Source organism: Oscillospiraceae bacterium (assembly GCA_015068645.1).
In the GTDB taxonomy this organism is placed as follows: domain Bacteria; phylum Bacillota; class Clostridia; order UMGS1840; family UMGS1840; genus SIG452.
In genome coordinates this window covers 105,252-118,833 of record SVKD01000007.1, presented here as the reverse complement: position 1 = coordinate 118,833, position 13,582 = coordinate 105,252, and the positions used below count along the sequence as shown (strand labels likewise).

10 protein-coding genes are annotated in these 13,582 nt (G+C 38.9%); 5 read left to right on the top strand and 5 right to left on the bottom strand.

Annotated elements, in window-relative coordinates; genetic code table 11:
• The 4 genes from E7413_04640 to E7413_04625 form a co-directional block, all read left to right on the top strand.
• Positions 1-1,307: hypothetical protein (locus E7413_04640; GenBank protein ID MBE7019144.1), on the top strand; the 1,307-nt coding region annotated here is incomplete at its 5' end.
• A 209-nt stretch (positions 1,308-1,516) separates the two neighbouring features.
• Positions 1,517-2,731, top strand: coding sequence for a DUF1015 domain-containing protein (locus E7413_04635; protein MBE7019143.1), 1,215 nt, complete (start codon positions 1,517-1,519; stop codon positions 2,729-2,731).
• Positions 2,732-2,790: 59 nt separating this feature from the next.
• Positions 2,791-3,708: a copper amine oxidase N-terminal domain-containing protein gene (locus tag E7413_04630; protein ID MBE7019142.1), complete on the top strand. Its 918-nt coding sequence runs from the start codon at positions 2,791-2,793 to the stop codon at positions 3,706-3,708.
• Between the two features lie 160 nt (positions 3,709-3,868).
• Positions 3,869-5,974 carry a hypothetical protein gene (locus E7413_04625; protein MBE7019141.1) on the top strand — a complete coding sequence of 702 codons (2,106 nt, stop codon included), beginning with the start codon at positions 3,869-3,871 and terminating at the stop codon, positions 5,972-5,974.
• A gap of 86 nt (positions 5,975-6,060) precedes the next feature.
• Here E7413_04625 and E7413_04620 read toward each other — a convergent pair whose 3' ends face one another.
• The gene (locus E7413_04620) at positions 6,061-6,888 is read right to left on the bottom strand and encodes a hypothetical protein (GenBank protein ID MBE7019140.1); all 828 of its coding nucleotides are present in this window, start codon (positions 6,886-6,888) and stop codon (positions 6,061-6,063) included.
• A 255-nt stretch (positions 6,889-7,143) separates the two neighbouring features.
• Between E7413_04620 and E7413_04615 the strand changes: the two genes are divergently transcribed.
• On the top strand, positions 7,144-7,629 hold the full coding sequence (locus tag E7413_04615; GenBank protein MBE7019139.1) for a hypothetical protein: 486 nt from the start codon (positions 7,144-7,146) through the stop codon (positions 7,627-7,629).
• An 82-nt stretch (positions 7,630-7,711) separates the two neighbouring features.
• Here E7413_04615 and E7413_04610 read toward each other — a convergent pair whose 3' ends face one another.
• The 4 genes from E7413_04610 to E7413_04595 form a co-directional block, all read right to left on the bottom strand.
• On the bottom strand, positions 7,712-9,163 hold the full coding sequence (locus tag E7413_04610) for a C-type lectin domain-containing protein (GenBank protein MBE7019138.1): 1,452 nt from the start codon (positions 9,161-9,163) through the stop codon (positions 7,712-7,714).
• 223 nt (positions 9,164-9,386) lie between these two features.
• Positions 9,387-10,457, bottom strand: coding sequence for an S-layer homology domain-containing protein (locus tag E7413_04605; protein ID MBE7019137.1), 1,071 nt, complete (start codon positions 10,455-10,457; stop codon positions 9,387-9,389).
• Between the two features lie 156 nt (positions 10,458-10,613).
• Entirely contained in the window at positions 10,614-11,420 is an 807-nt protein-coding gene (locus E7413_04600; protein ID MBE7019136.1) for a DUF5067 domain-containing protein, read from the bottom strand.
• An 805-nt stretch (positions 11,421-12,225) separates the two neighbouring features.
• Positions 12,226-13,410: a hypothetical protein gene (locus E7413_04595; GenBank protein MBE7019135.1), complete on the bottom strand. Its 1,185-nt coding sequence runs from the start codon at positions 13,408-13,410 to the stop codon at positions 12,226-12,228.
• Positions 13,411-13,582: the final 172 nt, after the last annotated feature.

Sequence of the window (13,582 nt, the reverse complement as noted above, 5' to 3'; positions counted from 1 at the left end):
TCGCTGCAGTAACCGGTAATGCTACCTATACTGCACAGTATAACAAAGCTGTAAACGAATACACCGTTACCTGGAACGTTGATGGTAAAACCACCACCGAAACCTACGAATACGGTGCTACTCCTTCCTTCAAAGGTGCTACCGATAAAGCAGCTGATGCTCAGTACACCTATACCTTCGCTGGTTGGGATAAAGAACTCGCTGCAGTAACCGGTGATGCTACCTATACTGCAAAGTATGACAAAACTGTAAACGAATACACCGTTACCTGGAACGTTGATGGTAAAACCACCACCGAAACCTACAAATACGGTGCTACTCCTTCCTTCAAAGGCACTACCGACAAAGCAGCTGATGCTCAGTATACCTACACCTTCGCTGGTTGGGATAAAGAAATCGCTGCAGTAACCGGTAATGCTACCTATACTGCACAGTATAACAAAGCTGTAAACGAATACACCGTTACCTGGAACGTTGATGGTAAAACCACCACCGAAACCTACGAATACGGTGCTACTCCTTCCTTCAAAGGTGCTACCGACAAAGCAGCTGATACTCAGTACACCTATACCTTCGCTGGTTGGGATAAAGAACTCGCTGCAGTAACCGGTAATGCTACCTATACTGCACAGTATAACAAAGCTGTAAACGAATACACCGTTACCTGGAACGTTGATGGTAAAACCACCACCGAAACCTACGAATACGGTGCTACTCCTTCCTTCAAAGGTGCTACCGATAAAGCAGCTGATGCTCAGTACACCTATACCTTCGCTGGTTGGGATAAAGAAATCGCTGCAGTAACCGGTAATGCTACCTATACTGCACAGTATAACAAAGTTGTAAACGAATACACCGTTACCTGGAACGTTGATGGCGTAACCACCACCGAAACCTATGCTTACGGTGCTACTCCTTCTTACAAAGGCACTACCGATAAAGCAGCTGATGCTCAGTATACCTACACCTTCGCTGGTTGGGATAAAGAAATCGCTGCAGTAACCGGTGATGCTACCTATACTGCACAGTATGAAGCAATCCTCTTAGACGGTTTCACCGGCTTTGCATTAAACGGTGATACCGCTACTGTAACCTACAAGAAAGCAGCTGACGCTAAAGACGGAATCGTAACCTTGTTCGTTGCAGAATATGTAGGTAACCAATTAGTACAGGTTAACTTAGTACCCATCGACACTACCGCACAGGAAGTAGGTACTGCTCAGGGATATTCCGTATCCTTACCGACCGCTTCTACCGGTACTGTAAAAGCAATGTTACTGAATGCAAACTTAGTTCCCTTATTCTAATCAATAGGAGTTTCTAAGAAAATGGACAGAAAAAGGCAACCCTTGAAAAATTAGGGTTGCCTTTTTTCTTTCCTTTTTGGGAAAAGTATTGACATTTCACAAATTTTTATGGTAAAATAAGGTTAATACCCCATCAGAAAGGATTGACAAAATTGGCATTTCGTCGTTGTGATATTTTATTACCCAAATTTTCAGATAACCCTGAAAAAATGCAACAATGGAGCGTGGTAGCTTGTGACCAATACACTTCTGAGCCGGAATATTGGAAAGAAGTGGAACAAATAACCAAAGGTGCTTATTCTACCTTACGTCTTACTGTCCCCGAAATTTACTTAAATGATGCAGATATTGATGAACGTATCAGAAAAACCAATGAAACCATGGACAACTATATGGCAGAAGACGTGTTCACCGAACACAAAGATGCCTATATTTTCGTGGAAAGAACCTTAAGAAACGGCGTGAAACGTTTGGGTATTGTGGGCTGTGTGGATTTGGAAGAGTATGATTATTCGGTTGGTTCCAAAACCAAAGTGCGAGCTACCGAAGGCACCGTTGTATCCCGTATCCCTCCCAGATTAAAGGTAAGAAAAGATGCTCCCATCGAACTTCCTCACATTATGTTGTTAATTGACGATGCAAGCTGTGACATTGTTGAATCTTTGGAAAGCCGTACCGAAGAGTTTAAAAAAGTGTATGATTTCGAGCTAATGCAGAATTCCGGCAAAATTGCAGGCTACAAGCTTTCAACTGCTGCAGCTGATGAATTGGACGAAAAACTGGCAAAACTCGCGGATTTGCCCCTTTTTAACGAAAAATACGGCGTAAACGAAGAATCCCCCTTAGTATATGCTATGGGAGACGGAAATCATTCCCTTGCCACTGCAAAAACCAACTACGAAAACTTAAAGAAAGAAATCGGCGAGGAAGCGGCAAAGAATTCTCCTGCAAGATACGCACTTTGCGAACTGGTAAACCTGCACGATAAGTCTTTGGTGTTTGAAGCAATCCACCGTGTAATCTTTGATGCCAAAGCAAAAGACTTTTTGGCACTGCTGGAAGCTAATTATACCGTAAGCTACGAGGATGATGCAAAAGGTCAGTCTTTCCTGCTGGTCACCAAAGCAGGAACCAAAAAAGTGACCATCACCAATTCCAAAGAATATTTAACCGTGGCAACCGTACAAAAAATGTTGGATGAATTCGTGAAAACAAAAGGTGGCGAAATTGACTATATTCATGGCGAGGATGTTGTAAAAAATCTTTGTGAAAACGAATCTAATTTCGGTATTATCTTAGATGCCATGGATAAAGCCGACCTTTATAAATCGGTTATTCTAGACGGTGCCCTCCCCCGAAAAACTTTCTCAATGGGAGATGCCTGCGATAAACGATTCTACACAGAAGCAAGAAAAATTAAATAAGCTTCCGCAAAAATACTCAGCAAAAAAAATTCAAAATATTCATTTAGGAGGAAACTAAAATGAAAAAACTCACAAGCTTACTGTTAACACTGATTCTGATGCTCAGTCTCTGCACCGGTGTAAGTGCGCAGTGGGTAGAAAATGCAGAATACGGAATCAGTTATGATGTTTCCAGCGACTGGATCGACCAGTCCTACGGCAACAGAACCGGTTTCGCCCACAAAACAAACTCCAGGGAACACATTTCCATTGAAGCTTTTGATGCAGACTGGGCATGGTCTATGGAATTAACCACCGAAGCAGAGCTCAAGGCACTGTGTGACGATTTATATTCCAACACTGCCCTGGCAAACGACTTATCAGAAGATAACGGCGGTATATATGTAACCGTTGTCACTGACTCTGTTCTCTCCAGATATGAAACCATCAATAACGTTACCTACTACAGATATGAAAAATCTTATACTGCTAAAGCTTCCGGCTACTATGATACTTCCTTCTATCTGACCACCTATATTACGGCACGCAACGGAAAAGTGTACCTCTTCAACTATGAAAGAGATTACGTTTCTAATCACTTCCAGGATTTTGCGGCAATGTTAGCTTGGATGTCTTATGATTTGGGTGAAATCAAAATCAATATTAATGGTCAGCGTATTCTTCCTGATACCTCTCCTATGATTGTCGAAGGCAGAACCTTAGTTCCGATCCGTGCGGTTGCAGAATATATGAACTATTATGTAGATTGGAATGCAGCTGAACAGGTGGTGACCTTGGTTTCTGCAGACGGCTCCAATTATTTGGAATATCAGATCGGCAATACTTTGACCTATAAAAACGGTAATCCCGTATTTATCGATGTACCTCCGGTAATCGTTGGCGGAAGAACCTATCTGCCCTTACGTGCAGTTGCAGAAGCAATGAATTGTAATGTAAACTGGAATGCAGCTACCCGTACCGTATTGATCAACAGATAATTGAATACACTAAAAAACAGAAAGATTCCAAAAGAATCTTTCTGTTTTTTAAAAGTGCCTTCCTTCAATTTTCTTGACAATATCCACCAAAAATAATATACTAAACAGGACCGATATGTTTTTGACAGCTTGTGTAAAATATATCAAAAGGAGAATCCAAATGCAAATCAAAAAACTTATTTCCTTCACGCTATGCCTTGTGATGCTGTTATCCTGCATAATCACCGTATCTGCAGCACCCACATGGACAGGCAGATTCAGTGACTTAAGCGGATACACTAATGGTTATGTTGGTGAAAACTATGCGATGACCACGTTTACCAAAACAAATGGTACCGAATCCGTTGCAGGTGTGGACTACAAAGCATCTTCCGGTGCTCCCTTCAATGCTGACGGTTCTTTTACCATGGTAGTTGGTGACTGGGGTAAATATGAAATCACCGTCCCCTACACCGGTGTGTATGCATTCCAGATTAAAACCCTTTGGATTTCCGGAAATCAGACCACTACCTTCAAAGTTTCCACCGAAGACGGTTACTACACCGAACAAAGCATCTGGCAGACCGGTTGGACCAGCGGTTCTTATGCTGACCAGCCCATCTATTTAAAAGAAGGCAAAAACACCATCAAAGTGGAACTGGTAGGTCCCAACAACTGTATTTTTTCAGCCATTGACTTAGGAAAACTGGATGCGAAGGGCGCTGCTGCCTCTTTAGACTTTTTAGAGTTAGTCAAAGCGGAAAGCTCCACCGAACCTGAAGCTACTCCTACTCCCACCACAGCACCTACGACCACTCCCGAACCCACTCCTGCACCGACCCCCACCTATGTTCCCGGTGATGCGGACGAATGGACCGGTAAATTCGGAGATTTAGAATCCCATAAAAACGGTTACTTAGGCGAAATTTACACCATGACCACTTTCACCAAATCTAACGGTACTTCTTCGGTGGCAGGTGTGGACTACAAAGCATCTTCCGGTGCTCCTTTCAATGATAACGGTTCCTTTACCATGGTGACCGGCGACTGGGGTAAATACGAAATCACTGTCCCCTACACCGGTGTGTATGCAATGCAGATTCAGTTGGGTTGGATTGGCGGTAGCGGAGATACCAAACTGATGGTTTCTGCCGACAGCGGTTACTATTCCATTCATAATATGATGCATGCAACCTGGTCCAGCGGTTCTTATGCTGACCGTCCTATCTTCTTAAACGAAGGGAAAAACGTGATTACCATTAAAGTAATTGACGGAAACAACTGTATTTTATCCGGTATTGACTTAGGTAAATTGGATAAAAACGGTGCAGCTGCATCCTTAAACTATCTGCCTTTGGTAAGCGTGAAAGAAGACAAATTCACCGATTTAAAAATCAACAGTGCTACCGGCACTGCATCTGTAACTTATCAGAAATTCTATGATGATGATGCCGCTATGCTGGTATTGGGAGAATACGAATCCTACGATAAACTGGCAAATGTGAATCTGACTCAGATTAACACCAAAAATCAGGAAATCAACTCCTTTGAAACCTATTCTATTTCCCTTGTTAATCCTAAAGGTGATTTAAAAGCAATGCTCTTGGACGACACCTTAAAACCGGTAATTACCGAATCCGTTTCCAAGGAAATCACCCGTCTGACCGGCAAAAAGGTTTCTATCTTAGGTGACAGTATTTCCACCTATAAAGGATATTCCAACAACACCTCTTACAATTCCACCCTCGGAGACAATATTGTGTACTACGATGGTGCTTATATGGGCTTCACCGATGTAAACGAAACCTGGTGGATGAAAACCATCGATGCAACCGGTATGGAATTATGTGTAGATAACGCATACTCCGGTGACAAGGTTTGTACCTACGGTATTTCCAGAGCACTGCAGCTTCACAATAACGCAGGCGAAAATCCCGACGTTATCGTGGTATTCTTAGGAGTAAACGACTTAATCGGCGGATGTTCTGCTTCCAAATTTGAAACCAACTACAACACCATGATTTCCGGCATGAGATCAAAATATCCCGATGCAGAAATTTATCTGATGTCCTTCCCCTACTATCAGAATTCTCTGATTACTTCTTACTGTGACATTATTGAAGAAACCGCAGCTACTTACAACTGCACCTTCGTTGACTTATACCGCGACGCAGGAATCAATTCCTCCAACGTATCTAATTATATGGTGGACGGATTCTTACATCCCAACTATGCAGGTATGACAAAAATCAGTGAATGCTTAGTTGCAGCAATGTTAGCTGAATAATCAAATGATCAAACAAAAAAAGGCACTTTAAAGTGCCTTTTTTTATTGTGAAATTCACGATTATTTTTTTTCTATCGTAGCGGTTATTACGCTGCTGTTACTTCCTTAGCCTTAGATACGCAGCCTACAATAATGCTGACAACCAGCATCGCCATCGTCAATAAAAGACCGGCTCCAACCGAGCCAAACGATAAGAAGAGTCCAATGGCAACCACTGCACCAGCAATCACTACCAATAAAACAATATTTAAGAGACTGTAAAGCTTTTTCATCCCTTTTGCAGCAGCAATAACCAGTACGATCCAGAAAGCGGCTAAAATCGCACAAGCAATTAAAGCAATCCTACAGTAGAATTTGAAGATAGAAATCGCTCTGATGATATTGATTTCACTCTGATCCACAAAATCCAGGATAGGTTTTGTAATTTCTTCAAACAACAGTTTTTCAGTTTCATATTCCATACTGCTACTGTATTTATTTAATTCGTTATTCACCAGATTAACCAAATCTCCTTTGTGAATCTGCTGCATATTCAACCCAATGCTAGAAACCTTCACAACATCGGTAACGTGCACAGGACAATCAGCCAACTGCGCAAATGATAACCAAGGCAACATCACCATACAAACAAAAGTGATAAAGGTCATCAAAAGCATGGTAACCGGATTTCCCTTTCGTGCTTTTTTCGGAGCCACCGAAGTTACGGGAGCGGCATAAGCATATCCATTATAAACAGGTTGGTTTGGATCTGGTTGGTATGCATTCTCATTGGGAATATATTGGGGTGCTTCTTCCAAAGGTTCAGCAGTTTGCGGCTGTTGGAAAGTCTGAGGCTGCCCGGGTGCCTGATTATATGTAACCCCACCATACATATTGTTCTGTTCAGTAGGGCTCAAAGGTTCTTGCTTGTTCATAATAATTCCTCCTCTAATATAGAATGATTTTCTATATTGTTGTTTTTTACAGTATTTTTCCTAAAATTCTGTCTGAATTCCGCTAAAAATTTCCTATTCGGTTTTAGTATAGCATTATTTCAAAAAAATGTCAACATAAATGTAATAATCTCATAGTATCGTGAGAAAATGATAAACGAAGAAATAATTATTGACTTTCTAAAGAAAAAATGATATAATTGTATTATAATGTACTGAAAAGAAAGGATGTTTCCTATGAAAAAAATAATTTCTGTATTACTGATTTTGGCAATGCTTTTCACTCTTTGTGCTTGTAATTCCACCAAAAAAGGCTCTTCTGACAGTAAATCTGCAGGAAAAAACACTGTAGTCGGAAGCGAAGAAGCTTTTTTTGTAGATGATATTCAATGGGGTGCCTCCCAAAAGGAAATCAAAAAATCCAGCACCGGAACTATGCAGATGGAAACAGATGGTTATCTTTACTATTATTACAAACAACTGGAAACCGCTAACGTTACCGATATTGGTGTAGCTTATAACTTTCAGGATGACAAATTAACCGAAGTGTTTGTAGACGCTGATTACACAGAAGAAGCTTTCCGTAGCTTGGCAGATTATTTCATAGCGGAAGAAGTTAGTGTTGATATGTTTTATACCGAGTCTGATAACTGCAGAATTTATCTGCAAAAAGACGAAACTGCAAGCAGCATCAGTATTACTCTGCAGCCGATTGAAGAATAGGATTTTTATTCAATCTTTTTGTTTTTAAAACAAAAAAGACCCGTCTTAATGACGGGTCTTTTTGATTGCCGTATAGATGAACTTAGTTTAATTTTTCCAAACTACGCAGAGACATTGCAATAGCCTGTTCCCGGGTGGCATTGGCATACAAGGTTGCTTCCTGGGAGGAAGTTGTATTTTTAGGAGCAAATAAATTGTTTCCAATACCTGCTAAAATACCATTTTTTACCATAAAATAAACGCTGGGTCTTGCATAATCGGAAATTTCGGAATCATCTGCAAAAGCGTTTACGCCGGAATAGTTGAGCGAATACTGATCATCGGTTGCAATAGTCCAATCCGGCCACTCACATCTCTTATATACACGGGTCAGCATGGTCGCAAGCTGTTCTCTGGATAATAAAGTATCGGGAGCATATTCCGTTTCACTGATTCCCAAAACTGCACCGATGTTATACGCTTTTAAAATATAGTTTCTGTTTTCGTTGGATGCAATATCGTTAAATCTACACTCGGAAGACATTACCGCTCTACCGCCTGTCATAGCTTCAAACAAATTCACACAAACTGCAGCAAATTCCCCTCTGGTGATGGGGTTAGTCATATCTTTTCCAACTAAAACATCGGGAATCAATCCCTTTTTGGCTGCTTCTTCCAATTCGGGAGTGGACCACTCTGCAGAATCAGTCCAGGTTTCCCATTCGCAAATATATCCTAAAGAATCCGCAGTAAAGGAAATCCCTCCAATCCCCTTCGCTCCTTGATTAACACTATCGTTCCACTGTCCAATGGTATTTCCTGTGGTATGATAGACGTTATACATCATCATTTTATCTTCGTAATCACCACTCTGATTAGCGTAATCAGGCTGATTTTCTCCCCAATTGGTATATTCCATAGCTTCTTCGGTAACCCACTGAAAGTCCTCATTTTGACTTGCAGCATAACCACCTAACCAATAACCGTTTTTATTTCCTTTGGCAATCAGCGTTTCCACAAAATCCTGTTCCTGTTTAGAAGTAATGGTAACCAGATGCCCGCCTTTTTGCTCACATGCAACTTTCGCTTCTTCCCAGGTTAAGCCTTCCTCAAACACTTCATATTTATGATTATTAAAAACATTATCGGCAATCTGCTGATATTCTGAATTATTTCGTATTAAAACAAAGGGCCAGGAAGTGCTTCCATCTACCAACCCCTCATAAGTATCACCGGAAAGTGAACCTTCGAGATAAACAAAGCTATAAGAGAACGGTCTTTCAATCCATTCAACACCTTCTACTTTATATCCTTTGTCTGTTTCATATGCTTTCACAGTGTAAGAGCCGTTTGCCGCATTATTTTTTCCGGGCATATTGTAAAATTCAAATTTCCCTTCCCCATTTTCAATGGTAAGGGTAAGACCAGTTTGTCCCTGAGTGGCATAATACCAGCCTTCATAAGTGCCGTCAAGACTATCGTTTGCAAAGGCTGTGATTGCCAATGATGAAATCATCAGCACAAACGCTAATAGCATTGTAATAATTCGTTTCATATAAATCTCCTCTCTGATTTTCAATTATGAAATATGCACCACAAATATTATAACATATTCTGCCTGCCTTGTCAAAAATTTTTTTGAAAAAACAGGAATAGTTTTTTCTGAATAATTCATTCCCGAAGGTTTTATATATAACAAAGGACACATCGGTTAAATGTGTCCTTTGTTGATATGAAAAATCCTTTTTCTATGACAAAATATGAGCCATTTCCATAATTTATTTCCACATATCAGATATTTTAAAAATTCTCAGAGAAAGCGCAATTGCCTGTTCTCTGGTAGCAGTTGCATAACCTAATGTTTCATCTCTGGGACTAATGTTTCTGGGGGCAAAATGGGTTGCATCAATCCCTTTGATAATGCCAAGTTTGGTCAAATAGTATACAGAAGGTTTTGCATAATCGGATATATCGCCATCATCCGCGAATTTGGTTACACCGGATGTATCCAGATAGTAATTTGCATCATTACTTAAGGTCCATTCCGGGAAGGTGTAAGCCTTAATGGTTCTGCAAAGCATGGTAGCAAGCTGTTCACGGTTAATATTGGTAGTAGGCGCAAACTGTGTTTGAGCTACCCCATCAGTAATGCCAACTCCATATGCTTTTGCAATCGCAGAAGCATCCTCGCTACCGGCAATATCGGTAAACGGTGTTTTCACAACAGATACATCTTGCTCTGTCAATTTTTCGTAAAGCTGAACTGAAATGGCTGCAAACTCAGCACGGGTAACCGGTTTAGAAAGATCTTTCTTTTTCAAAGTTTCCGGAATCAGATTGTGCATATTAGCTTCGGTCACCTCGGACATTGACCAAGCTGACGTACGTCCAAAATAGAATTTTCTGTTGCTATCGTTATTTGCAATCCCTTCCACATATAACTCACCGCTATCGGTACAATAAAATTCTCCACTAAATGGAATGGTAGACCAAATGGTGCCGGAGCTACCACTTGTAATTTTGTTACCTTTCATATAAAAGGTGTTCTTTTCCAAATCCATTTTCCCAGTGAATTCGTAATTAAACCACTCATAATCGTAACCTTGACCTTCCACGGTAGTGATTTTGGATTCGCCCTTAAAATTCCCCTTTTCATCACACTCTGTAACAGTCATATTCATATATCTTTCCACAAAAGTTCCACCGCTATGTCCTGTGTATTGACCATACCAGCTACCAACAATATCTTCATATTGTAAGCCGGTAATCGCATAGGAAGTAATACAACAAACATTCAGTAGCAAAAGTGTTGCCAATAATAACCATAATGTTTTTTTCATATTCATCATAACCTTTCTTTTTTCTATAAATCAGGAATTTTAATCGGAAAATACTGTGTTATAAACATCATAAATATGTATCTACATGTACAGTATATCACGCCTTTTCTATTTTGTTAAACCTCAAATGTGAATCAAATTTAATAGAATTTTTATCAACTTTTGTTATTCTTTTGTGAGCTGCTCCCCACTATTATTGAACACCTGCAATTCTCCGTTTTCGTATTTGTACGGAATGGCAATGCTAACTTCTCCATCGCTCGCATCAAATGTTGCTTCAATTTCAGATGTTTCGGTATTAATGGTGTATGTACTTTTCATCCGTCCACCCACTGTCAGGATATCACCTTCAAAAACAAAACTGTTGGGATTGTTACCGTATACCCATGTGCCTTGAAGGTCAGCAACAACCTGTTCTACTGAAATTCCTACACTATCAGCAGTTTCGATTCTATCCGCATTAGACTCAAGATTTAAGGTGACAGTTGTAGTCAACTCCGAATTCTTTTTATCTTTCATTGAAACTGTAATCTCTGTAGAATCCGGCAAAATAAAACCTCTTAAAAAGGTAATGGTACCATCGGTCATTGCCTCTTTAAAATAATTCCCCAAAAGCTCATAATGTTCTCCGCCATCACTATAATAGTTGGAAAGCTCATCCACTTCTACTTTGTTTTGAAAACAGTTAATTTCAAATAAATCCTGGCACTCAGCCGGATTTTTTTGTTTGTTTGTAAATTCAAACTTTACAAGATAAACATTGCTTTCTTTCGATAAGGCGGAATTTGCTTTTTCAACACCTAAGCAACGCAATGTCCCTTTCTCGGTATCAAGAATTTCCGGGTCAGCTTGTTCTGCTGCCATTTGCTCTGTTTGAGCAGTATCGCCGGTATTGGTTGTTTTGGTTGCTCCGCAACCTGCAAGTGTCATCAGCATGAAACCTGCCAATAATAAACATAGAATTTTTTTCATTGCTAGTCCCCCTAAAAACAATTTTCTTCTGTTATCATTATAAAAAAATAAACAGATTGACCATGTGCTTTTCTTTGTTTATCATACCATAAAATAACTAGTTTGTCAAATCAAACAAACAACATTTTTTGAACGATACTTTCTCCCTTTTCGGCATAAAAAAAGTTAGACACATCACTAGGGAAAAACCCAAAATGATGTGTCTAACATGAAAAATTCAGTTGAAACTTAAGATAAGTCCGAAAAGACTTTGCAAACTGCTATAAATCGCTGTAGATTGTGCTTTTTTGAAAACGAGCTATATTGCTATATGCGAAGTTTTCTAAAAAAGTGCAAGATGCGGTAATTTTAGCTGTTTTTATTATTTGCTAGCTTCTTCGATTGCAACTGCAACTGCAACAGACATACCAACCATGGGGTTGTTGCCTATATCTGTAGTAGTAATAAATAATGCGATTTTAAGCTTCTGAATCGTTGATTTGGTAATATTTACTTTGTTTTGATTAAACTTTTGTGGACAAAATGCGGACACAAACTCGTCCACGAAAACAAGATTTATTTTTCATTTATATTATACCACATATCTTTTGATTTGTCAAAACCAATTCGATTTTAATTTGCTTCCAAAAGGCAAAACACCAAGGAAAACCTTATACTTATATTGATTTTCCGATAGGGTGCTAAAAACCATATACTGTTATTATTTTCAATTTGTGTCGTATGGGTAGTTCTTTTATAGACTAACTAAAAAACAAATGACAAAAATTAGTGTTTCCTATTTAGAATACCCTCAATATTGTCACGTTCAAATTTCTTCAATTATTACATATCTTTCTTCACTTGTTCGCTTCTCTGTTATAATATATCCATTCCTCTTTAATTTTGCTTTGATTGATGGCCACTTTAATAATCTGCCATTTTTATCCTTGAATCCTAATTCTGCACAAAGTTCATCTCTATCTTTTTTATATAGTTTTCTCAATAGCCATTTAAGACTTAATTCAATGACATCCTCTTCATCTGCTTTATGCAGATACAAATTCTTCAAATCATTTCTGTACCTACCACGCACTTGAATTTGAGCATCTTTATCGGTAGTATGAATAATCATAAAATCAATAGGTCTTTGCGTTTCTTCTTCATTACCTATCGAAATACTTGTTTCGAAGGATTTGTTAATAAATAAAACATCTACATCTTTTGGAATTTCCCTATGATTTATAATATATTGCCGTTGTTTTTTCTGTTCTTCACTTAAAGGATATTTTTCGTTGCTCTTACTCCACAACGCCGCTGTTTTAACCCCTCTTTCATCAAGTAGTGCTTTATATTTTAATATTTCACTAATTCGGGTTATGTATATTACCCCTCGCTGATTGGGTTGAATTTTGTTGAGTAATAGAGACAAGTTACTATAATATTCTTCGTTTTCGTTTTCATAATGTCTTGGTATTCCATGCAATTCAATTTCATTTAAACAATAGCCAAATTCTTCGCGAATTTTATCGGGCGTTGCACTCATAGCTACAACTGTATTTCCGCCTATGTTAATTCTTGTCGCAATTAGTCCAAGTGCATATTGATGTATATTATTATCTTTTTGCCATTTTGACCACGCAATTTCATTATGAAGCTCATCGCACACAATAATTGCATCTCTTTCCCAAATGTCATATTTAGGTGCTTTTTGGTTAAGTGTAGCATATCCTGCATAGGTCATAACTCTTATCCCAGGCAATTTCCACTCTTCCTCGCCTGTCCAATAATTATAATCTAATTCAGCACCTTTACTTTGCAACAATTGTTCTTTGCCTGCACTTCCATCAATTAAATATAACATTCCTTCACTAAATATACTATCATCTAAAGACTTTAGCTGTTCTTTTGCAAATGTTGATTTTCCACTTCCACACGGAGCATAAATTAGATTTAATCCTTCGTCTTTTATATCATCAATATCAATGATATTAGATAAATATTCTCCCTGCATATTACATCACTCCTTGTTTGTTTTGTTAATATAATTATACAAAAAAAGAGCGAATTTGTCTATTGACATCGCAACTGAAAATAGTGGCTTTGAAAAAAATGCCGATATCACCTAACCTTTTCCTTAGGAGATATGCCTCTCTTTTCAGAAATGCGATTTGTGCAATATATAC

Bases quoted from the DNA above. Each gene is read 5' to 3' on its own strand.
- E7413_04600 (MBE7019136.1), bottom strand. From the start codon at position 11,420: ATGAAAAAAATTCTATGTTTATTATTGGCAGGTTTCATGCTGATGACA.
- E7413_04595 (MBE7019135.1), bottom strand. From the start codon at position 13,410: ATGCAGGGAGAATATTTATCTAATATCATTGATATTGATGATATAAAA.
- E7413_04625 (MBE7019141.1), top strand. From the start codon at position 3,869: ATGCAAATCAAAAAACTTATTTCCTTCACGCTATGCCTTGTGATGCTG.
- E7413_04630 (MBE7019142.1), top strand. From the start codon at position 2,791: ATGAAAAAACTCACAAGCTTACTGTTAACACTGATTCTGATGCTCAGT.
- E7413_04615 (MBE7019139.1), top strand. From the start codon at position 7,144: ATGAAAAAAATAATTTCTGTATTACTGATTTTGGCAATGCTTTTCACT.
- E7413_04635 (MBE7019143.1), top strand. From the start codon at position 1,517: ATGCAACAATGGAGCGTGGTAGCTTGTGACCAATACACTTCTGAGCCG.
- E7413_04605 (MBE7019137.1), bottom strand. From the start codon at position 10,457: ATGATGAATATGAAAAAAACATTATGGTTATTATTGGCAACACTTTTG.
- E7413_04620 (MBE7019140.1), bottom strand. From the start codon at position 6,888: ATGAACAAGCAAGAACCTTTGAGCCCTACTGAACAGAACAATATGTAT.
- E7413_04610 (MBE7019138.1), bottom strand. From the start codon at position 9,163: ATGAAACGAATTATTACAATGCTATTAGCGTTTGTGCTGATGATTTCA.